Origin of the sequence: Xanthomonas sp. DAR33341 (assembly GCF_003992815.1) — a bacterium.
GTDB lineage: Bacteria > Pseudomonadota > Gammaproteobacteria > Xanthomonadales > Xanthomonadaceae > Xanthomonas > Xanthomonas cissicola.
Genome location: NZ_QEYV01000019.1, coordinates 85,102 through 105,434 on the forward strand (window position 1 = coordinate 85,102; position 20,333 = coordinate 105,434).

Consider the following 20,333-nt stretch of genomic DNA (forward strand, 5'->3'; position numbering starts at 1 on the left):
TTGACGGACCCGGCCCGGCTGCACAAGCTGGCCGGCCGTGTCTTTCTGGCTTCGGCATGTCTGTCTTGGAACACGTTGACTCCCCCTTGTACCTGGGCCTGATGTCGGGCACCAGCGCCGACGGCATCGATGCCGCGCTGGTGCGCTTTGCCGATGACACCGACCGCCGCTGCGAATTGGTGGCCGGGACGACGGTGGCGTGGGAGCCGCAGTTGCGCGAGACCTTGGTGGCGCTCGGCCAGGGCGCCGAGACGGTGGCCATCGATGCGCTAGGCCAGCTGGACGCGCAGGTGGGGCTGGCGTTCGCGGCGGCGGCCAATCAGTTGATCGGCGACAGCGGCGTGGAGCGTCGCCAGATTCGCGCGATCGGCTCGCATGGGCAGACCATCCGCCACCGGCCCAACGCGAGCCCGGCGTTCACCTGGCAGATCGGCGATGCCAGCCGAATTGCCGAGCACACCGGCATTACCACGGTGGCCGATTTCCGACGTCGCGATGTGACTGCCGGTGGCCAGGGCGCGCCCCTGATGCCCGCCTTTCATCTGGCCATGCTGGGCGCAGGCGACGAAGACCGCGCCGTGCTCAATCTGGGCGGGATCGGCAACCTGACCTTGATTCCGCGCGATGGCGCGGTGCGGGGATTCGATACCGGCCCGGCCAATGCGTTGCTGGACAGCTGGTGTCAACGCCATCACGGCACGCCGTTCGATGCCGATGGTGCATTTGCCGCCAGTGGGCGCGTCGATGCGGCCTTGTTGCAGGCGCTGTTGGCCGATCCGTGGTTTGCGTTGCCACCACCCAAGAGCACCGGCCGCGAGCAATTCCATCTGGACTGGGCAGTGCAGGCGATGGGCAACGCGCGGTTGGATGCTGCCGATGTGCAGGCGACCTTGCTCGAACTCACCGCTGCCAGCGTGGCCGATGCCTTGCTGCGGCTGCAGCCCACCACGCGCCGAGTGCTGGTCTGCGGCGGGGGCGTACGCAACCCGGTGCTGTTGGCCCGACTGGCGGCGCGGCTGCCGGGCGCGATGGTGGAATCCAGCGCGCGGTACGGGCTGGACCCGGATTACCTGGAGGCGATGGGCTTTGCCTGGCTGGCAGCCGAGTTGCTGGCCGGACGCGCTGCCAATCTGCCCTCGGTGACTGGGGCCGCCGGGCCCCGGCTGTTGGGAGCGATCTATCCGGCGTGAGCCCGTTGGCCTCTTCCAGCCTGGATGGAGCGACTGCAGCGCTAGGGATTATTTCCCGCCGGCAGCGCCTTGAGCGCGGCAATCGCCTCGGCCAGCGCATCGACCTCCGGGTGCTGCAGGCCGCCGGTGACTTCGTATTCGCTGGCGAACAGGCCTTGTTCGAGCAGATGCATGACGGTCTGGTGCTGGGTCCAGCCACGTGCGACAGAAATGCGGCGGATGCGGTCCACCAGCACCGGGTCGATGTCACGCAATACCAGATCGGTCATGCCCTGCCTCGTGCAATGCGCTGCCCCGCGCGCATCATCGGCAACCTTGGCGGACGTTTCAATCCGGCCGCCTGTCGTGCGCCAATAGCCGCGGCCACAGCCAGGCCAGCAGGAGCAAGGTGGGAATGACGGTCAGGGCGCTGAGGATGAAGAAGGTGCTGTAGGAGGTCGCATTAATCACGGAACCGGAGACGGCACCGGCAAACTTGCCCGGCAGGTTGGCCAGCGAGACCAGCAACGCATACTGGGTTGCGGTGAAGTTGCGGTCGGTCAGCGAGGACATGAAAGCCACCAGTACCGAGGCGGCGAAACCCTGGAACAGGTTATCGGCACTGAGCGCGGCATAGAACGCCCACAGCTTGCCGGGGTTGTGCGCCATCAGCAAGAACGCCAGGTTGGACAAGGCCACCCCCAACGCGGCCACCAGCAACATGCGCCGGAACCCGAACGCGGCGACTGCGGCACCGCCAGCGAAGGCTCCGACAATCCCCATCCAGACGCCGAACAGCTTGGAGACGGTGGCGATATCGGCCTTGGTGAAGCCCGAATCCAGATAGAACGGGCCCGCCATGACGCCGATCACCTGGTCGGGAAACCTGTACAGGCCTACGAACAGCAGCAGCGCGATGCCCAGCGCCAGCCCATTGCTGGAGAAAAAACTGGAAATCGGTTGCCAGAAGGCACCTGAGACATCGACTCGGCGCACCACAGTCGCCTCGGGACGGTCGGGTTCGCGGCACAGCAAGGTGGTGACGATCGGCACCAGCATCAGTGCAGCCATGCCGACGTACGCCCATGTCCAACCAAGGTATTCGGCCATGTACAGCGCGCCCGCGCCGCCCAGGATCAGCCCGATGCGGTAGCCCAGCGTGTAGGTCGCCGCCAACGCTGCCTGCGCGGAATCCGGTGCGACTTCGATGCGGTACGCATCCACGACAGAATCCTGGGTGGCACCCCAGAACGAGGCGAACAGCACCCAGCCGACCAGGCCGGTCACGCTCAGATCCGGGCGCGAAAATGCCAGCGCGAACAGGCCGATGGTGACGCCGATCTGCGCCACCAGCAGCCAGGAGCGACGGCGCCCCAGAAACGCGGTGAGCGGAAACGCATAGCGGTCGATCAGCGGCGCCCACAGAAACTTGAGGAGGTAGAAAAAGCTGGCCAGGCTGATAAAGCCGATGTCCTGCAGGTCCAGCCCTACATCGCGCAATCGGACGGACAAGGTCTGCGAGGCGATCAACAGAAACGGCAAGCCGCTGCCGAAACCCAGCAGCGCCATGGTCGCCGCCGATGGCGTGGCGAAGGCGCGCTGGATACCACGCCAGCCTTTATAGGTAGGTACGGACGTGGTCATGCGTCACACGGTCGAGAACGAACGCCAGTGGTCGTGGCCGGCGCGGCCCACGGCACCGCTGCATGCAGCCCGCCGCGGACGACCGTCATGGCGTCACGCGTCTTGTCTTGAGCGGTCTGTGCAGCACCCCGACGACGCGCGCCCGGGCCGAGGAAGAACGTTTTGAGCGGCATCGGCACACTGCGTAATGGCGTACGAGAGCCACCGCGCGTGCTGCGGCAGTGGCCAAGGTGCGTCCAGGTGGCGAGATCGCCGGCGAGGTGGTCCCCCCACTCCGTAACACGCTGACGCGATGTGACGGAATTCACAGCCTCGACCTGCCTCACTGCGCGTAATCCACGATGTACGGCGCGTGGTCGGAGAAGCGTTCTTCGCGGTAGATCGAGCAGGCCTTCAGGGCGTCGCGCAGGCCGGGGGTGACCAGTTGGTAGTCGATGCGCCAACCCACATTGTTGGCGCGCGCCGCGCCGCGATTGCTCCACCAGGTGTAGTCCTGGCCCTGCGGATGCAGCACGCGGTAGCTGTCGACCCAACCGCGGCCGTCGGCGGCGCTGGCATCTTCTGGCGCGTCGGCACACAGGCCGTTGAGCCAGTCGCGCTCGGGCGGCAGGCAGCCGGAATTCTTCTGGTTGGATTTCCAGTTCTTGATGTCCAGCGCCGTGCGCACGATGTTCCAGTCGCCGCACAGCACGTACTGGCGGCCACTGGCCAGCCATTCGTCCAGGATCGGCCGCAGCCATTGCATCACCTGGAACTTGTAGTCCTGGCGCAACTCGCCCGAGGAACCGGAGGGGATGTAGAAGGACACCACGCTGAGATTGCCGAAGCGCGCTTCGATATAGCGCCCCTCTTCGTCGAACTCCGGCCAGCCCAGCGCGGTACGCACCTCGTCGGGCTCGTGCCGGCTGTAGATCGCCACTCCGCTATAGCCCTTCTTGGTGCTGGCGTCGCGAAACCAGGCTTTGTAACCGGTGGGCAGGAAGTCCGGCCCGGCCAGTTGATGCTCCTGGGCCTTGGTCTCCTGCACGCACAGCACATCGGCGTCCTGGGCGGCGAACCACGCGAAGAAACCCTTGCTGGCGGCCGAGCGCAGGCCGTTGGCGTTGAAACTGATGATGCGCATAGGCCGGGAATGGGGAAATGGGAATGGGGAATCGTAAAGCCTACCCCAGGCGCATGCGGAAGGCTGCCGGCGCACGATGCGTTTACCATTCCCGATTCCCCATTCCCCATACCCGTCCAATGACCGACCACCGCACCCGTTTCCTGCAGCTGGCCCTGGACGCCGATGCCCTGCGCTTTGGCGAGTTCACGCTCAAGTCCGGGCGGCTCAGCCCGTACTTCTTCAATGCCGGGCGCTTCGATTCGGGGGCCAAGACCGCGCAGTTGGCGCAGTGCTATGCCGATGCGATCGAAGCGGCCGGGCTGGACTTCGACCTGTTGTTCGGGCCGGCCTACAAGGGCATCCCGTTGGCGACCGCGCTGGCCTGCGCCTACGCAGGACGCGGGCGCGACCTGCCGCTGGCGTTCAACCGCAAGGAAGCCAAGGACCACGGCGAAGGCGGCACCCTGATCGGCGCGCCGCTGGCCGGCCGTCAGGTGTTGATCGTCGATGACGTGATCACCGCCGGCACGGCAATCCGCGAGGCGCTGGCCATCATCCGCGCCGCTGGCGGAACGCCGTCGGGGATCGTGGTGGCGCTGGACCGACAGGAAATCGCGTCCGATCAGGACCGCCGTTCCGCCGCCCAGGCGGTGGCAGCCGAGGCCGGCATTCCCGTGATCGCGGTGGCCAACCTGGGCGACCTGCTTGCTTTTGCGGCAGGAAACGCCGACCTTGTGGGCTTCCAGGAACCGCTGCTGGCCTATCGTGGCCGCTACGGGACCGACACCACAGGCTGACGGCAGGCGACAGGGGGCTGCGATGATGCCAATACAGACACGTTCGGCATTATTCGCCGTTGCGGCGGCTGTCGCTGCGACATTGGGCATGGCTGCGCCGGCCGGTGCGCAAGACAAGCCGGCCGCCAAGAAGCTGTATTGCTGGAACCAGAACGGCGCCCGCGTGTGCAGCGATACGCTGCCCCCGGAGGCGGTGAACCAGGCGCGCGACGAATTCAACGTCAAGAGCGGGATGCGTAGCGCCGAGGTGCAGCGCGCGATGAGCAGCGACGAGCGCGCTGCTGCTGCGGCCAGCGAGCAGCAACGCCAGGCCGATCTGGCCGCCGAGCAGACGCGCCAGCGCACCGACCAGGCGATGCTGATGTCGTATCAGAGCGAGGACGACCTGCGCCGGGTGTTCAACGAGCGCATCGCCATCGTCGACAACAACATCCATACCGCGCGCTTCAATGTGACCAGCCTGCGCGAAGGGTTGGCCAGCCTGCTGCGCCGCGCCGGCGACCGCGAGCTGGCCGGCCAGGCAGTGGCCGACAAGCTGGCCGGCGACATCCAGCAGCGCCATCGCGATTTGATGGCGCAGTTGCGTCTGCAGATCAGCTTCGAGCAGCAGCGGGTAGCGCTGGATGGCGAGATCGCCGACATCCTGCAGCGCTACCGGGCCATGAAGGAGCCACCCGCCAACGCCCCGCCCGCCGGCTGACCGGCGCTTGCGTCATCCCGGCCGTGCGGTGCACCGCCGCGGGCGGCATTTCCCGATCCGGCGCCCTGCCCGCATAATGGCCGGTCTTACTCTTTGCCCACGAGGCTCTCCCGCATGGCCCGGATCATCGCCATTGCCAACCAGAAGGGCGGCGTCGGCAAGACCACGACCGCCGTCAATCTGGCGGCCGGCCTGGCGCGCGCGCCCAAGCGTGTATTGCTGGTGGATCTGGACTCGCAGGGCAACGCCACCATGGGCAGCGGCATCGACAAGCGCGATGTGGCCGCCTCCACCTGCGATCTGCTGCTGGGCGAAAACACCGCCGCGCAGATCCGGGTGACCGCGCCGGAAGGCTTCGATCTGCTGCCAGGCAACATCGACCTGACCGCCGCCGAGATTCAGCTGATGGACCAGGGCGAACGCGAGCAGCGGCTCAAGCGCGCCTTGGCGCCGATCCGCGACGAGTACGATTTCATCCTGATCGACTGCCCGCCGGCGTTGTCGCTGCTCACGCTCAATGCGTTGACCGCGGCCGATTCCATCATCGTGCCGATGCAGTGCGAGTACTACGCGCTGGAAGGGCTGACCGCGCTGCTGGAAACCATCGAAGCGCTGCGCGCCAACCTCAACCCGGCGCTGGAAATCGAAGGCGTGCTGCGCACCATGTTCGACATCCGCAACAACCTGGCCAACGCGGTATCGGCCGAGCTGACCGAGCATTTCGGCGACAAGGTGTTTCGTACCATCGTGCCGCGCAACGTGCGCCTGGCCGAGGCGCCCAGCCATGGCCAGAGCATCGTCGGTTACGACCGCACCTCGCGCGGCGGGGTGGCCTACCTGGGGTTGGCCGGTGAGATCGTGCGCCGCCAGAACGACCGCAACAAGGCCGTCCGGCCCGTGGAGACCGTCTGATGAACAAGCCGATCCCCGCAAAGAAGCGTGGCCTGGGCCGTGGCCTGGAAGCGCTGTTGGGGCCCAAGGGCGCGGCGGCGGCGGCGGCACCCGGTGCGGCCAGCGAAGAGGCGTTGCAGCCTGGCGATAGCTTGCGCCAGTTGCCGGTGGCCCAGCTGCAGCCGGGCAAGTACCAGCCGCGCCGGGAGATGGACGAGGTCAAGCTGGCCGAGCTGGCCGAGTCGATCAAGGCCCAGGGCGTGATCCAGCCGATCGTGGCGCGCGAGCTGGCACCGGCGCAGTTCGAGATCGTGGCCGGCGAACGCCGCTGGCGCGCTTCGCAGCTGGCTGGGCTGACCGAGGTGCCGGTGGTGGTGCGCGAGCTGGACGACCGCACCGTCATCGCGATGGCGCTGATCGAAAACATCCAGCGCGAAGACCTCAACCCGCTGGAAGAAGCGCAGGCGCTGCAGCGGCTGATCGACGAATTTTCGCTGACCCATGCCGAGGCCGCCGGCGCGGTGGGACGCTCGCGTGCATCGGTGTCCAATCTGCTGCGGTTGCTGGAATTGCCAGTGGCCATTCGCGTGTTGCTGGAAACGCGCCGGCTGGAAATGGGCCACGCACGCGCGCTGCTCACCCTGGCGCCGGAACTGGCCAGCAAGCTGGCACAGGAAGCGGCCGACCAGGGCTGGTCGGTGCGCGAAGTCGAACACCGCGCGCAGCAGTTCGCCGCCGGCAAGGTGCCCGGCTCGCTGCGCAAGGGCAAGCCGGCGCCGGTGGCGCCACAGGCCGATATCGCCTCGCTGGAAACCGAACTGTCCGAGTCGCTGGGCACCAAGGTGGTGTTCAATCACGGCCGCGGCGGCAAGGGCAAGCTGGTGATCCATTACACCGATCTGGACACGCTGGACGGCGTGCTCGAACGCCTGCGCATGCAGCGCAGCTAATCGCTTGCACATCCAACAGGATCCTCGTCGGCCATGAATCCCGCCAAGGTGGACCGCCAGCATCTGCTGCAGCTGACCGATTTGCCCAACGTCGGGCCGGCCTGCGAAAAGGACCTGCGCCTGATCGGCATCCGCGTGCCTGAGCAGCTGCGCGGACGCGATGCCTACGACATGCACGCACAGCTATGCCTGCGCACCGGCGTGCTGCACGACCCCTGCGTGATCGATGTGTTCCTGTCGATCGTGCGCTTTATGGAAGGCGAGGCGGCGCAGCCGTGGTGGAAGTTCAGCGCCGAGCGCAAGGCCAAGCTTGCCAGCGAAGCACCGCTCGCCCTGCGGTGAGCGAAGACGCATGGCGCGCTGCAGCCTTTATTTTGAGCTTGGTGTGAGCTGCGAGCACCATGAATCGCGCATGGCGCACGGCGCACCGCAGGCGCGTTGGCAGCATCGGGATGCCGGACCCGCTCGCGGCGGTGTCCGCAATGCGCCGCGCGTGCGCATCCGGAGCGCCAGCCTTTTGTTCCCGCATTTCCCAGGATCACAGCCATGACCATTCTCGTCACCGGCGCTGCCGGTTTCATCGGTGCCTACACCTGCCGCGCGCTGGCGGCACGCGGCGAGGCGGTGGTGGGGCTGGACAACTACAACAACTACTACGACCCGCAGCTCAAGCACGACCGGGTGGCGACGCTGTGCCCAGGCCTGGATATCCGCACGCTGGACCTGACCGATCGCGAGGGCCTGGCTGCATTGTTCGATGAGATCCAGCCGACCCGCGTCGTGCATCTGGCTGCGCAGGCGGGCGTGCGGTATTCGCTGGAAAACCCCCACGCCTACGTCGACAGCAACCTGGTCGGCTTCGTCAACATGCTCGAGCTGTGCCGGCATCGCGGCGTGCAGCACCTGGTGTATGCCTCGAGCAGTTCGGTCTACGGCGATTCGGCCACCCCGCCGTTTTCCGAAGACCAGCGCGTGGACCAACCGCGTTCGTTGTATGCGGCAACCAAGGCCGCCAACGAATTGATGGGCCACACCTATGCGCAGCTGTATGGCCTGCGCGCGACCGGTCTGCGCTTTTTCACGGTGTACGGGCCGTGGGGCCGGCCGGACATGGCACCGCTGATCTTCAGCCGTGCGGTGCTGGCGGGGCGGCCGATCGAGGTGTTCAACCACGGCAAGATGCAGCGCGATTTCACTTTCGTCGACGATATCGTGGCCGGTGTGCTGGGCGCGCTGGACACGCCCAGCGACGCGCCGGTGCCGCACCGGGTGTTCAACCTGGGCAACCACACGCCGGTGGAGCTGGAGTACTTCATCGACGTGATCGCGCAGGCCGCCGGCCGCCCGGCCGAGAAGGTCTACCGGCCGATGCAGCCGGGCGACATGATCCGCACCATGGCCGATACGCAGCGTGCGCAGGCCGCCTTCGGGTTCGATCCGGCGATCCCGGTCGAGCGTGGCTTGCCGCAGGTCGTGGAGTGGTGCCGGCAGTATTTCGGCGAGCGCGCCTAGCGCTTGGCGGGGGTTGCTGCGGAGTTGCACGTGGGCGTCGATGGGCGCGCGTAGCGCCGGGACTGCCATGCGGGCCAGATGCAGGGCGTACTGTCCAGCCGTCCTGGCGTACGACCGCATGGCAGATAGACAATGCCCATGGCGATGCGTGCCAGCTGCGCTGCGCCGGAAGACGACGCGTGATCGGCCCGCTAGCCCAACACCTTCGCAGCCTTGCCACGTCCCCATCATTCGCTACAGGCTGCTTCCAACCGGTCCAATGCGCATAACGCGTGCATGCTTCATGCCTGACTCAGAGAGTCAGGGCACAATGCCCGATCTTTTTCGCTCAGCCTTCATCCGGCCACCCTGCAACCATGAGCCAACCTCAGCTGTCCGTCGTCGTCCCGGTATTCAACGAGCGCGATAACGTCGCCACGCTGGTGGGCGAAATCGTCAGCGCCCTGCGCGGCGTGGTTGCCTTCGAAATCGTGTATGTCGACGACCATTCGCGCGACGACACGCTCGCAGTGCTGCAAGGCCTGAAGAGCACCACACCGGAACTGCGCGTGCTGCATCATGTGACCCAGAGCGGCCAGAGCACGGCGGTGCGCAGCGGGGTGAAGGCCGCGCGCGCCAGCTGGATCGCCACGCTCGATGGCGACGGCCAGAACGACCCGGCCGACATCCCCAAGCTGCTGATCGCGCGCAGCCAGGCGCAGGCGCAGGTGAAGCTGTTCGCCGGCTGGCGGGTCAATCGCCAGGATTCCGGCTCCAAGCGCTGGGCCAGCAAATGGGCCAATGCGATCCGCTCGCGCATGCTGCGCGACAATACGCCCGACACCGGCTGCGGCATCAAGCTGTTCGAGCGCGAGGCATTTCTGGACCTGCCCTACTTCGACCACATGCACCGCTATTTGCCGGCGTTGATGCAGCGCGCCGGCTGGCGCACGGTGAGCGTGCCGGTCAACCATCGCCACCGCACCGCCGGCGTGTCCAAGTACAACAATCTCAATCGCGCCCTGGTCGGCATCCGCGACCTGCGCGGTGTGGCCTGGCTGATCACCCGCAGCAAGCGCACCGTGGTGCAGGAACGCTGATGGACCCGTCCTTTCTCGACCAGCAACTGACCTGGCTGTACTGGACAGGCATCCATGTGACCGGGTGGAAGCTGATCGGCTATGTCGGCGCGCTGATGTTCGGCGGCCGCTGGCTGGTGCAGTTCGTCGCCTCCAAACGCGCCGGCAAGCCGGTGATTCCGCGCCTGTTCTGGTACATGAGCGTGGTCGGCAGCTTGATGACGCTGAGCTATTTCGTGTTTTCGGCCAAGCAGGATTCGGTCGGTGTGCTGCAGAACCTGTTCCCGGCGTTCACGGCGTTTTACAGCCTGTATCTGGATGTGAAGCATCGTGGGTGGAAGCGGGATAGGGCCGGTCATTGAGGCGGGGATTCGGGATTCGGGATTCGGGATTCGAATCGCCTGGTCCGGATGGTTGCCGGTGATCGAACGCTGTTGGTGAGCCGTGGCGGGTGGAGATGATCCCGATGCGCGGCAAAGCGCGTTGCTGCATCTGATTTTCGGCGATCCATCGTGGTTGGCGATGCCTCAGCGTACGCAAGCGATACGGATGCACTGCATCTCACTGACCAGGTTTTGGGCTGCGATGCAGCGTGATTGACGAGCGCCTGCGCGCATTGACGTGATCCGGGGCATCCACCCGATGCAGCGCAGATTGCCGGAGGCGTGGCGATAGCGCTGACCGCTGATGCCTGCTTTTCGGACACGCCGCTGCGCGCGCGGCCGACGCGATGATGGGGTGCCCGCCGATATTGCCGCTCCTGTGTCGCTGGCAACCTGCGACCATGTCCAGTGCGCTCCGTCATCGCCCCCTGCCCACGCCGACGCTTGAAGCAGCGTATTGGCATCTGCGGCTGCACACGCATCAGCACGTGCCGCTGTTCGCGGACTGGCGCTGCGCTCGCGCTGCGGCGGCCAGCCTGGCACTGCCCCGCCATTGGCAAGGTGCGCAGTTGCTGTGCTGGGTGCTGTTGCCTGACACGTGGTGCGGGTTGCTGCAGGCACCGAGCAAGTCGGCATTGCTGCAATTGGCCGCGACGGCGCGACTGATGACTGCCGATGCGGTCAATCGCGCACGCGGGCGTGGTGGAACAGTGTGGCAGCCGCAGATGCAGGTGTCGGCGCTCCCGCTGCTAAGCGATCATCGACAGTTCGCCCGCACGCTGGTCGCATTGCCCCTGCGGGCAGGGCTAGCCGAGCAGGTGGGCGGGTATCCGTACTGGGACGCAGTCTGGCTATTGCCGGACGGTCATGACGCTGCATCGATCACCACGCCACGCGGTCATGCTGAGCGACTGGAACAGGTGGAACACACGGGTGACCGCGTACACCGACGCGATACCGGATGACGGACCGCCGCGTCGCGCACCGGCCCAGCTGCGCTGCCGCTCCACAGGCAACGCAGCGGACGGCCTCCGCATCCGGCAATCAGAACGCCAAGGAATGCTCCGGCAACAACGCCTGCAGTTCGTTGCGGAACAGCGTGCGAATCCGCTGCAATGCGGCTTCGCTGTCGGCTTCGAACCGCAGCACCAGGATCGGGGTGGTGTTGGAGGCGCGCACCAGCCCCCAGCCGTCGATGAAGTCCGCACGTAGTCCATCGATGGTCGACAGCCGCGCCGATTCGAACGGCGATTCTTCGCCGGTCTGCGCACGCGCGACAAATTGCGCGACCAGCGCATGCGCATCGCCTTCCACCGGCACCTTGATCTCCGGCGTGGAGACGCTTTCAGGCAAGGCGTCCAGCACCTCGGACGGCGTCTGCTCGCGCTGGGCCAGAATTTCCAACAAGCGTGCGGCGGCGTAGATGCCGTCGTCAAAGCCGTACCAGCGCTCCTTGAAGAAGAAGTGGCCGCTCATCTCGCCAGCCAGTTCGGCGTCGGTCTCGCGCATCTTGGACTTGATCAGCGAATGCCCGGTCTTCCACATCAGCGGACTGCCGCCGTTGCGCAATACGTAGTCGGACAGCTTGCCGGTGCACTTCACGTCGTAGATGACCAGTGCGCCAGGGTTGCGCTGCAGTACATCGGCGGCGAACAGCATCAGCAGGCGGTCGGGGAACACCATCGCGCCTTCCTTGGTCACCACGCCCAGGCGATCGGCATCGCCATCGAACGCCACGCCGATATCGGCATCGAAACGCTGCACCATCTTCACCAGATCGTTGAGGTTGTGCGGCTCGCTCGGATCAGGGTGATGGTTGGGGAAGGTGCCATCGATATCGCAGTACAACGGCACCACGTCGGCGCCGATCGCTTCCAGCAGGCGCGGTGCGATCTCACCGGCCACGCCATTGCCGGCGTCCACCACCACCTTGATCGGGCGATCGAGCTGGACGTCGTCGGCGATGCGTTGGATGTAGGCATCGCTGATGTCGCGCTGTTCCAGTTCGCCAGGCGTGGCGGCGGTATGCAGGCGGCCTTCGTTGATGCGCTGGTGCAGTTCGGCGATGGCGGCGCCGGACAAGGTCTCGCCGCCGACCACGATCTTGAAGCCATTGTAGTCCGGTGGATTGTGGCTGCCGGTCACCGCCACGCAGCTGCCGGCACGCAGCTCGTACGCGCCGAAGTACACCACCGGCGTCGGTGCCAGACCGATGTCGGTGACGTTGCAGCCGGCACAGCGCAGGCCTTCGATCAGGCCGTTGCTCAGCTCCGGCCCGGACAGCCGGCCGTCGCGACCGACCACCACATCGCGCAGTCCCTGCGCCTGCATCACGCTGCCGATGGCCTGGCCGATCAAGGCGGCAACGCCGGGGTTGAGGTCTTTGCCGACCACGCCGCGGATGTCGTAGGCACGAAACATCCCGGCGGCGACCTGCACCGCCGGCACCAGCGCTGGCGGTGCGGGCGACGCCTCGGCGTCCAGCGCGCGTGCTTCGCTGGCAACGCTGGCGTCGTGCTGCAGGCTCTGACTGAAGGTGGGTTCATCGGCGCTGGATTGGTCAGCCGCCCGGCGCCGTGGCAAGGCCACCTGCCCCCGGCTGGCCAGCACCAGCAGCACCGCAATGATCAGCAGCAGTGCCGCCACGATGGCGCAACCGACGGTGCCCAGACCCAGTGGGCCACTATCGCCTTGCGGCACTGCCGCAGCCACGCGCAAGCCGCTGTTCCCAAGCGGCCTGGCCAGCGTTTCGGCTGCATCGGCCAGTGCCATATCGCCCTGCTGGGCCACGTTGTAGCTGCCCTGGCGCACGGCCAGGTAGGCGCTGTCCGGCGCCGCAATCGCATCCAGCGGGCCGGTCAGGCGCAGTAACGGCAACCGCGCATACGCCACCGCCGGCTGCCCGCCAAGGCGCACCGCGGCAGCCACGCCCAGGCGGACTTGTTTGGCGTCGCGCACGACCCGGACCTGCGCACGGTCGGCCACCTGCGCCGATTCGAGCAGGCTCAGACGCGCGTACCCGAAATCCTTGGGGTTGGCATAGGCCGCAGCAAGGTCGCCAGGCAGCACCTGGACATCCTCGGCACCTTTGAAACGCTCGCGGATGGCCGATGCGGCCGCCAGCGCGTCGCCACCGGCCAACGCAGCGATGACCGGCGGCTGCTTGAGCACCGCGTCGAGCTGGCTGGCCTGCGTGGCCATGGCCTGGCCGACGTCCTGCACCGCGCGGTCGCGTGCCTGCTCCAGCCCTTGCGCCACCGCGTCCTGGCGCCATTGCGCATAACTGTTCCAGCCGAACCAGACGGCCAGCAACAGCAATATGCCCCCCAACACCGGACCACTCGTACGCACGCTGGACATCCCCTGCCTGCGCTCGTTCGCCTTGCTCATGTAATTTCCCCTGTCAGCGCACGCCGGTGTGGCCGAATCCACCCGCTCCCCGCGCGCTGTCGACGAAAGTATCCACCACTTGCAAGCCCATACGCACGATCGGCAGGACCACCAACTGCGCGATGCGATCGCCGGGCTCGATGGTGAAGGCCTCGCGACCGCGATTCCAGGTGCTGATCAGCAGCGGTCCCTGGTAATCGGCATCGATCAAACCGGTGCCATTGCCGAGCACGATGCCGTGGCGATGGCCCAAGCCCGAGCGCGGCAGGATCACGGCGCACAGTTGTGGGTCGGCCAGATGGATCGCGATACCGCTGGGGATCAAGGCCGCATCGCCCGGCTGCAGCGTCATCGGCGCCTCCAGCGCGGCGCGCAGGTCCATGCCTGCACTGGATTCGGTGGCATAGGCCGGCAGCGGCCACAGATCGCCGAAGCGCGGGTCGAGCAACTTCACCTGCAAGGACTGGGTTGGGGGGCTCATGCCTGCAATCTCTCCGCGATCAGGGCCAGCAGTTGGTCGGCCAATTCGGTCTTGCTGCTGCTGGGAAACACGCGCTCGCCGCCCTGCCAATAGGCCGTGGCTGCGTTGTTGTCGCTTTCGAATCCGCCGCCTTCGATCCCTACCTGGTTGGCGATGATCAGGTCCAGGCGCTTGGCCGCCAGCTTGCCACGGGCGTAATGCTCCACATCGTGCGTTTCGGCAGCAAAACCGACCACCAGTTTCAGCGCGCCGGTCTGCGCGGCGACCTCGGACAGGATGTCCGGGGTCCGCACCAGTTCCAGGGTCAACGTTTCGCCGGTCTTCTTGATCTTCTGCGACACCACCCGCTTGGGGGTGTAGTCGGCCACGGCGGCAGCGCCGATGTAGATGTCGGCCGGGAATGCACCCAGCACCGCGTCGCGCATCTGCGCGGCCGAGCGCACGTCGATGCGCTGCACGCCATCCGGGGTGGTTTGATGCACCGGCCCGCTGACCAGCACCACATCAGCGCCTTGCCTGGCAGCTGCGGCGGCCAGGGCATAGCCCATCTTGCCGCTGCTGCGGTTGCCGACATAGCGCACCGGGTCCAGGTCTTCGAAGGTGGGGCCGGCGCTGATCACGATGCGCAGGCCCTCCAACTGCGCGCTGCTGGGGATGAAGACGGGCGCGGCGACGCTCCTGGCGCCCTCCGGGGCAGTGCTGGCGGCCGCCGCGCCACCGGCCAGCGCAGCAATGATCGCCGCCGGTTCGGCCAGCCGCCCGGGTCCGGATTCGCCCTCGGCCAGTGGGCCGTCGTCAGGGCCCACCACCGTCACCCCGCGCGCGCGCAGGGTGGCGACGTTGGCCTGGGTGGCAGGATGCAGCCACATGCGGTGGTTCATGGCCGGCGCCACGGTCAGCGGCGCGGTCGTGGCCAGGCACAGCGTGGTGACCAGATCGTCGGCCAGACCATGCGCCAGACGCGCCAGCAGGTCGGCGGTCGCCGGGGCGACGATCACCCGATCGGCCCAACGCGCCAGTTCGATGTGGCCCATCGCCTGCTCGGCGGCGCTGTCCCACAGCGTGGTGCGGGTGGGCTGCCCGGACAACGCCTGGAAGCTGAGCGGGGTGATGAATTGCTGCGCACCGCCGGTCATGGCGACCTGCACCTGCGCACCGGCGTCGCGCAGGCGACGGACCAGTTCGAGCGATTTGTAAGCGGCGATGCCTCCGCCGACGCACAGCAGCAAACGCTGTCCGTCCAGGGGGCGGGCCTGAGTGGAGCCGATCACGTCGGGGTCGTCCTACGGTTACAAGGACAACTAGATTAGCCGATGCCTCTGCTTGGCCTGATGGGCGTCGGCGATGAGCACCGGCAATCTCGCCATATGCACATACACGACTGGCCCACCCACGAACGCCCGCGCGAGAAACTTCTGGCGCGCGGGGCCACTGCCTTGTCCGATGCCGAGCTGCTGGCGATCCTCGTCGGCTCCGGCTTGCGCGGCCAGGATGCGGTGCAGACCGCGCGCGATCTGCTGCATCGGCACGGCCCACTGCGTCTGTTGCTGGACCGCCCGGCCAAGGCGCTGACGCGCCTGCCCGGGCTGGGCCCGGCCTCGGCCTGCAAGCTCGCCGCCGCGATGGAACTGGCCCAGCGGCACCTGATGAGCGCGCTGGAGCGCGGGGAGGCCCTCAGCGACCCGCCCAGCGTGGGCCGCTACTTCTCGCAGCGACTACGCGCGCGAGCCTATGAAGTGTTCGCGGTGCTGTTCCTGGACAACCGCCACCGCGCCATCGCCTTCGAAGAACTGTTCACCGGCACCATCGACGGGGCCGACATCCACCCGCGCGAAGTGGTCCGGCGGGCGCTGCTGCACAACGCGGCGGCGGTGATCGTCGGGCACAACCACCCGTCGGGTAATCCGGAGCCCTCCGAGGCCGACCGCGCGGTCACCAAGCGCCTGCTGGACAGCCTGGAGCTGGTGGACATCCGCTTGCTGGACCATTTCGTCATCGGCGACGGTCGGCCGGTGTCGTTCGCCGAACGCGGCTGGCTGGAATGAGCAGTGGTGCGCTGACCTGAACCATTGCTCGGACCCTGCGGCACGCGGTCGGGTAAAATCGCTGGTTTGGTTCCAAGCAGATCCCACGTGAAAGCCCTACTCCGCGCACTGATCGGCCAAGGCATTGAAGCCTTGCGCGCCAATGGCACCCTGCCCGCCGACACCCTGCCGCCGGATTTTGTGGTCGAGCGACCCAAGACCCGCGAGCACGGCGACTTCGCCACCAACGCCGCGATGCTGCTGGCCAAGGCTGCGCGCAGCAATCCGCGCGCACTGGCGCAGGCGCTGCTGGCGGCCCTGCCGGCCAGCGACGACGTGGCCAAGGTGGAAATCGCCGGTCCGGGCTTCATCAATTTCCACCTGGCCCCCACCGCGTATCAGCGCGAAGTGGCGCATGTGATCAAGCAGGGCCACGACTACGGACGCGGCCTGGCCGGCAACGGCCGTTCGGTGGGCGTGGAATACGTCTCGGCCAACCCGACCGGCCCGCTGCATGTCGGCCACGGCCGTGCCGCGGCGATCGGCGACAGCCTGGCGCGCGTGCTCGATGCCAACGGCTGGAACGTCAAGCGCGAGTTCTACTACAACGATGCCGGCGTGCAGATCGAGAACCTGGCGCTGTCGGTACAGGCACGTGCGCAGGGGCTCACCCCCGACAGCGACGGCTGGCCGGAAAACGGCTACCGCGGCGACTACATCGCCGATGTGGCCAATGCCTACCTGGCCGGCGACACCGTCGATCTGGAAGGCCATCTGGTCACCGGCACCAAGGATCCGGCCGATCTCGAATCGATCCGCCGCTTCGCGGTGGCGTACCTGCGTAACGAGCAGAACCACGACCTGGCTGCGTTCCGGGTCGATTTCGACATCTACTTCCTGGAAAGCTCGCTGTACAAGGACGGCAAGGTCGAAGAAGCGGTGCAGAAGCTGATCGCCTCCGGCCACACCTACGAGGAAGGCGGCGCGCTGTGGCTGAAGTCCACCGACTTCGGCGACGACAAGGACCGCGTCATGCGCAAGTCCGACGGCACCTACACCTATTTCGTGCCGGACGTGGCCTATCACCTGACCAAGTGGCAACGCGGCTACGAACGCGCCATCACCGAACTGGGCGCCGACCACCACGGCTCGCTGACGCGCGTGCGCGCCGGCCTGCAGGCGATGGAGCTGGGCATCCCGCAGGGCTGGCCGGAATACGTGCTGCACCAGATGGTCACGGTGATGCGCGGCGGCGAAGAAGTGAAACTGTCCAAGCGTGCCGGCAGCTACGTCACCCTGCGCGACCTCATCGAAGAAACCAGCGCCGATGCGGTGCGCTGGTTCCTGATCGCGCGCAAGCCCGATTCGCAGCTGACCTTCGATATTGACCTGGCGCGGGCGCAGAGCAACGACAACCCGGTGTTCTACGTGCAGTACGCCCATGCGCGGGTATGCAGCGTGCTCCGCCAGGCGCAGGAAAAGGGCTACAAGTACGACCAGGCCCATGGTCTGGCCGAGCTCGCATGCCTGGACGACGAACACTCGCTGGCGGTGATGCTTGAGCTGTCGCGTTACCCGGAAGTGGTGGAAATCGCCGGTCAGGCGTTGGAGCCTTACCAGATCGCGCAATACCTGCGTGAATTGGCGCACGCCTTCCACACGTGGTATCACAACAGCAAGGTGCTGGTGGACGCTGCCGCCGAGCGCGACGCCAAGCTCACCCTGGCGGTCGCCACCCAACAGGTGCTGGCCAATGGCCTGGAACTGCTCGGCGTCAGCGCTCCGGAGAAGATGTAAACAGGCGGTAGCTCCCGGGCGCCATCGCAGGCAGCAGCGTAGCGCATGGCACTGCGGTAGGCGCCGGCCTGCCACCTCGGGCGCTGATGGCGCTTACCGGGCAATCAGCGCAGCGGCGCGCATTGCCACAGCAAGTCGGGCCAGCGGGCCCGCAACGACACGATTCGGAGAAGTGGTAGATGGCAGCACGACGCGGTAAGAGTCAGGCCCGGCGCAACACCAGCAATGGCACCCCCGGTTGGGTGTGGCTGGTGGCTGGCGCCGCGATTGCGGCAGTGATCTTTCTGGCCGCACCCAACCTGTTCAAGAAGGACGGCGACGGTTTCCTGCGCGTGGGCCCGCGTGCCAATCCGGATGCGCAGCCCGAGCCGGTGGCCGATGCCGACGTGGACACGCCGGCCGAACTGCCCAAGCCCAGTGCACAGCCGCCCAAGCCGCAGGCCAAACCCGGCGATGCGCAGACCCAGTACGATTTCTACACCTTGCTGCCCGGCAAGGAAGTGCAGATGTCCGATGCCGAACTGGCGGCCAGCGCGCGCGCCGAAGAGGCCGCGCGTGCGCGTGCGGCGCTGGAAGGCAAACCCGTGCCCCCCGCACCCGGCGCCAGTGTGGCTGCCGCCACACCGACCACCAGCGTCCCGACGCCATTGAAGGAAACCACCGCCAGCGTACCCAAGCCGCTGCCGGAAACCGCCCCTGCACGCCCGGCCGCCACGCCGGCTCCGGCCAGCACCGCCGCACTCACCGCGCCGGCCGCCGCCGCGCCCAAGCCCGTCGCAACTGCCGCCGCTGCAACAGCGCCGACGGCTGCTGCGCCGACGGTCGCCGACAACACCCGCTACATCCTGCAGGCCGGCTCGTTCGGCGCCTCCGGCGATGCCGAATCCACCAAGGCCAAGCTGGCGATGATGGGCCTGGCCGCACGCGTGGAATCGGCCGACATCAGCGGCAAGACGGTCTATCGCGTGCGCATGGGGCCCTACGGCAGCGCCAGCGAGCTTGCCGAGGCCAAGCAGAAGCTCACCGGCAGTGGCCTGTCCGCCATCGCGATCAAGGCGCAGTAAACGCCCGTGTTGCGGCGTATCGCTGGCGTGTTGCTGTGCGTGCTGGCGTGGGCCGGCCCGGCGCAGGCCACCGATCAACTTCCCGACCTGATCCAGATCGACGGCCAGCAGGCCACGCTGCTGGCCGAACCCTTGTCCGGCCCACTGGACGACCCAGCCACCTGGAAGCGCTTCGTGGCGCACGCAGGCAGCGCGCTGGGCAGCTGCAGCGCCAACTGGCGCGGCTACCGCGCCCACTGGCGTCTGGACGGGCAACAGCTGGTGCTCGATCGCGTGGTCCTGGGCGCCTGTAACGACGCGCCGCCCACGCTGCCGCTGGACGTACTGTTCCCGGGCCAGGCAGCGCCAGTGCCCGCCGCCTGGGTAGATGGCGAATTGATCGTCGCGCTGCCCGCCACCGCGACGAGCGCTGCGCACGCGCCGGCCCCGTACGTGGCGCTGCAGCTGCGGCGTGGCCAAGTCGTCGCGCGCCAGACCCTGACCGAACAGCTGCTACGTGCACGGCATGCCGCCATGGCGAACCCGCGGCCTGCTCACTGAATCTGGTTCCCGCCCCCCTGTCCTCCTGGAGTTCCTCATGTCCAAGACCGTCCTGATCACTGGTGCTACCTCCGGATTCGGCAGCGCCGCCGTGCGCCGCTTCGCTGCAGCCGGCTGGAAGGTCATCGCCACCGGCCGGCGCGCCGAACGCCTGCAGGCGCTGGCCGCTGAACTGCCGGCCGGGCAGGTCCACACCGCCGCGTTCGACATGCGCGATGCACGCGCCTTGTCGGACGCGATCGACGCAGTCCCGGCCGCATTCGCCGATATCGACGTGCTGGTCAACAACGCCGGCCTGGCGCTGGGCACCGCACCGGCGCAGCAGGCCGACCTGGCGCAGTGGCAGCAGATGATCGACACCAATGTCACTGCGCTGGTCACGCTCACCCACCGCCTGCTGCCGGCGTTGATCGCGCGCCGCGGCGCCATCATCAACATCGCCTCGGTCGCGGCAACCTACCCATATACCGGCGGCAACGTCTACGGCGGTACCAAAGCCTTCGTGCAGCAGTTTTCGCTGGGCCTGCGCTCTGATCTGCACGGCACCGGCGTGCGCGTGACCTCGATCGAACCGGGCATGGCCGAGACCGAATTCACCCTGGTGCGCACCGGGGGCAACCAGGCGGCGTCGGATACGCTATACCGTGGCGCCACCCCGATGACGGCAGAAGACATCGCCGAACAGATCTTCTATGTCGCCAGCCTGCCGGCGCATTTGAATATCAACCGCCTGGAAATCATGCCGGTGACCCAGTCCTTTGCGGGGTTCCAGGTGGCGCGCGACGCGCAGTGAGGCGTTGCACTGAAGCCAGGGCTGGGGCGGTGCGC

At 67.1% G+C, this 20,333-nt stretch carries 21 protein-coding genes; 15 read left to right on the top strand and 6 right to left on the bottom strand.

All coding sequences use genetic code 11. The annotated features are described in order from the left end of the window. The first annotated feature begins 56 nt into the window (after positions 1-56). Entirely contained in the window at positions 57-1,190 is a 1,134-nt protein-coding gene (locus EO156_RS06315) for an anhydro-N-acetylmuramic acid kinase (protein WP_016849852.1), read from the top strand. Positions 1,191-1,231: 41 nt separating this feature from the next. On the opposite strand, the gene EO156_RS06320 is transcribed toward EO156_RS06315, so the two are convergent. The 3 genes from EO156_RS06320 to EO156_RS06330 all read right to left on the bottom strand — a co-directional run bounded on the left by EO156_RS06320 (position 1,232) and on the right by EO156_RS06330 (position 3,936). Further along, positions 1,232-1,459, bottom strand: a complete 228-nt coding sequence (locus EO156_RS06320) for a hypothetical protein (protein ID WP_003489057.1) — start codon at positions 1,457-1,459, stop codon at positions 1,232-1,234. 58 nt (positions 1,460-1,517) lie between these two features. Further along, a complete protein-coding gene (locus EO156_RS06325) occupies positions 1,518-2,813 on the bottom strand; it encodes an MFS transporter (protein ID WP_005930858.1) in 1,296 nt (431 codons plus the stop codon). Positions 2,814-3,135: 322 nt separating this feature from the next. Next, positions 3,136-3,936, bottom strand: coding sequence for an exodeoxyribonuclease III (locus EO156_RS06330; RefSeq protein WP_011052592.1), 801 nt, complete (start codon positions 3,934-3,936; stop codon positions 3,136-3,138). A gap of 119 nt (positions 3,937-4,055) precedes the next feature. On the opposite strand from EO156_RS06330, the gene pyrE reads away from it, so the two are divergent. From pyrE to EO156_RS06380, 9 genes are all read left to right on the top strand, one after another. Then, entirely contained in the window at positions 4,056-4,715 is a 660-nt protein-coding gene (gene pyrE / locus EO156_RS06335; protein WP_003489063.1) for an orotate phosphoribosyltransferase, read from the top strand. Positions 4,716-4,803: 88 nt separating this feature from the next. Further along, positions 4,804-5,415 (top strand): hypothetical protein, encoded by a 612-nt coding sequence (locus tag EO156_RS06340; protein WP_050595575.1) that lies wholly within the window; start codon positions 4,804-4,806, stop codon positions 5,413-5,415. A 114-nt stretch (positions 5,416-5,529) separates the two neighbouring features. Beyond that, positions 5,530-6,327: an AAA family ATPase gene (locus EO156_RS06345; protein ID WP_005914407.1), complete on the top strand. Its 798-nt coding sequence runs from the start codon at positions 5,530-5,532 to the stop codon at positions 6,325-6,327. Further along, entirely contained in the window at positions 6,327-7,256 is a 930-nt protein-coding gene (locus tag EO156_RS06350) for a ParB/RepB/Spo0J family partition protein (RefSeq protein ID WP_003489068.1), read from the top strand. Before EO156_RS06345 ends, EO156_RS06350 begins: the two co-directional genes overlap by 1 nt. 33 nt (positions 7,257-7,289) lie before the next feature. Then, on the top strand, positions 7,290-7,598 hold the full coding sequence (locus EO156_RS06355; RefSeq protein ID WP_016849849.1) for a helix-hairpin-helix domain-containing protein: 309 nt from the start codon (positions 7,290-7,292) through the stop codon (positions 7,596-7,598). 204 nt (positions 7,599-7,802) lie between these two features. Further along, on the top strand, positions 7,803-8,768 hold the full coding sequence (locus tag EO156_RS06365) for an SDR family NAD(P)-dependent oxidoreductase (RefSeq protein WP_016849848.1): 966 nt from the start codon (positions 7,803-7,805) through the stop codon (positions 8,766-8,768). A 356-nt stretch (positions 8,769-9,124) separates the two neighbouring features. After that, positions 9,125-9,847 (top strand): glycosyltransferase family 2 protein, encoded by a 723-nt coding sequence (locus EO156_RS06370; RefSeq protein ID WP_003489074.1) that lies wholly within the window; start codon positions 9,125-9,127, stop codon positions 9,845-9,847. Then, positions 9,847-10,188, top strand: a complete 342-nt coding sequence (locus EO156_RS06375) for a lipid-A-disaccharide synthase N-terminal domain-containing protein (protein WP_005914402.1) — start codon at positions 9,847-9,849, stop codon at positions 10,186-10,188. The genes EO156_RS06370 and EO156_RS06375 overlap by 1 nt, the downstream gene beginning before the upstream one ends. A gap of 422 nt (positions 10,189-10,610) precedes the next feature. Next, on the top strand, positions 10,611-11,174 hold the full coding sequence (locus EO156_RS06380) for a hypothetical protein (RefSeq protein WP_005914401.1): 564 nt from the start codon (positions 10,611-10,613) through the stop codon (positions 11,172-11,174). 79 nt (positions 11,175-11,253) lie between these two features. Here EO156_RS06380 and EO156_RS06385 read toward each other — a convergent pair whose 3' ends face one another. Genes EO156_RS06385 through coaBC form a run of 3 tightly spaced genes read right to left on the bottom strand, consistent with a single transcriptional unit; the run spans position 11,254 to position 15,351 of the window. Next, a complete protein-coding gene (locus EO156_RS06385) occupies positions 11,254-13,599 on the bottom strand; it encodes a phosphomannomutase/phosphoglucomutase (protein WP_029829562.1) in 2,346 nt (781 codons plus the stop codon). 13 nt (positions 13,600-13,612) lie between these two features. Beyond that, positions 13,613-14,080, bottom strand: coding sequence for a dUTP diphosphatase (gene dut / locus EO156_RS06390; RefSeq protein WP_014091285.1), 468 nt, complete (start codon positions 14,078-14,080; stop codon positions 13,613-13,615). After that, on the bottom strand, positions 14,077-15,351 hold the full coding sequence (gene coaBC, locus EO156_RS06395) for a bifunctional phosphopantothenoylcysteine decarboxylase/phosphopantothenate--cysteine ligase CoaBC (RefSeq protein ID WP_005914398.1): 1,275 nt from the start codon (positions 15,349-15,351) through the stop codon (positions 14,077-14,079). Before coaBC ends, dut begins: the two co-directional genes overlap by 4 nt. Before the next feature lie 60 nt (positions 15,352-15,411). On the opposite strand from coaBC, the gene radC reads away from it, so the two are divergent. The 5 genes from radC (at position 15,412) to EO156_RS06420 (ending at position 20,298) form a co-directional block, all read left to right on the top strand. Then, on the top strand, positions 15,412-16,125 hold the full coding sequence (gene radC, locus EO156_RS06400) for a DNA repair protein RadC (protein WP_029829564.1): 714 nt from the start codon (positions 15,412-15,414) through the stop codon (positions 16,123-16,125). 87 nt (positions 16,126-16,212) lie between these two features. After that, on the top strand, positions 16,213-17,901 hold the full coding sequence (gene argS / locus EO156_RS06405) for an arginine--tRNA ligase (RefSeq protein WP_003489099.1): 1,689 nt from the start codon (positions 16,213-16,215) through the stop codon (positions 17,899-17,901). A gap of 179 nt (positions 17,902-18,080) precedes the next feature. Further along, on the top strand, positions 18,081-18,965 hold the full coding sequence (locus tag EO156_RS06410) for an SPOR domain-containing protein (RefSeq protein ID WP_029829566.1): 885 nt from the start codon (positions 18,081-18,083) through the stop codon (positions 18,963-18,965). A 6-nt stretch (positions 18,966-18,971) separates the two neighbouring features. Beyond that, a complete protein-coding gene (locus tag EO156_RS06415) occupies positions 18,972-19,505 on the top strand; it encodes a hypothetical protein (RefSeq protein ID WP_029829569.1) in 534 nt (177 codons plus the stop codon). 37 nt (positions 19,506-19,542) lie between these two features. Beyond that, positions 19,543-20,298, top strand: a complete 756-nt coding sequence (locus EO156_RS06420; protein WP_003489104.1) for an SDR family NAD(P)-dependent oxidoreductase — start codon at positions 19,543-19,545, stop codon at positions 20,296-20,298. Positions 20,299-20,333 lie beyond the last annotated feature (35 nt).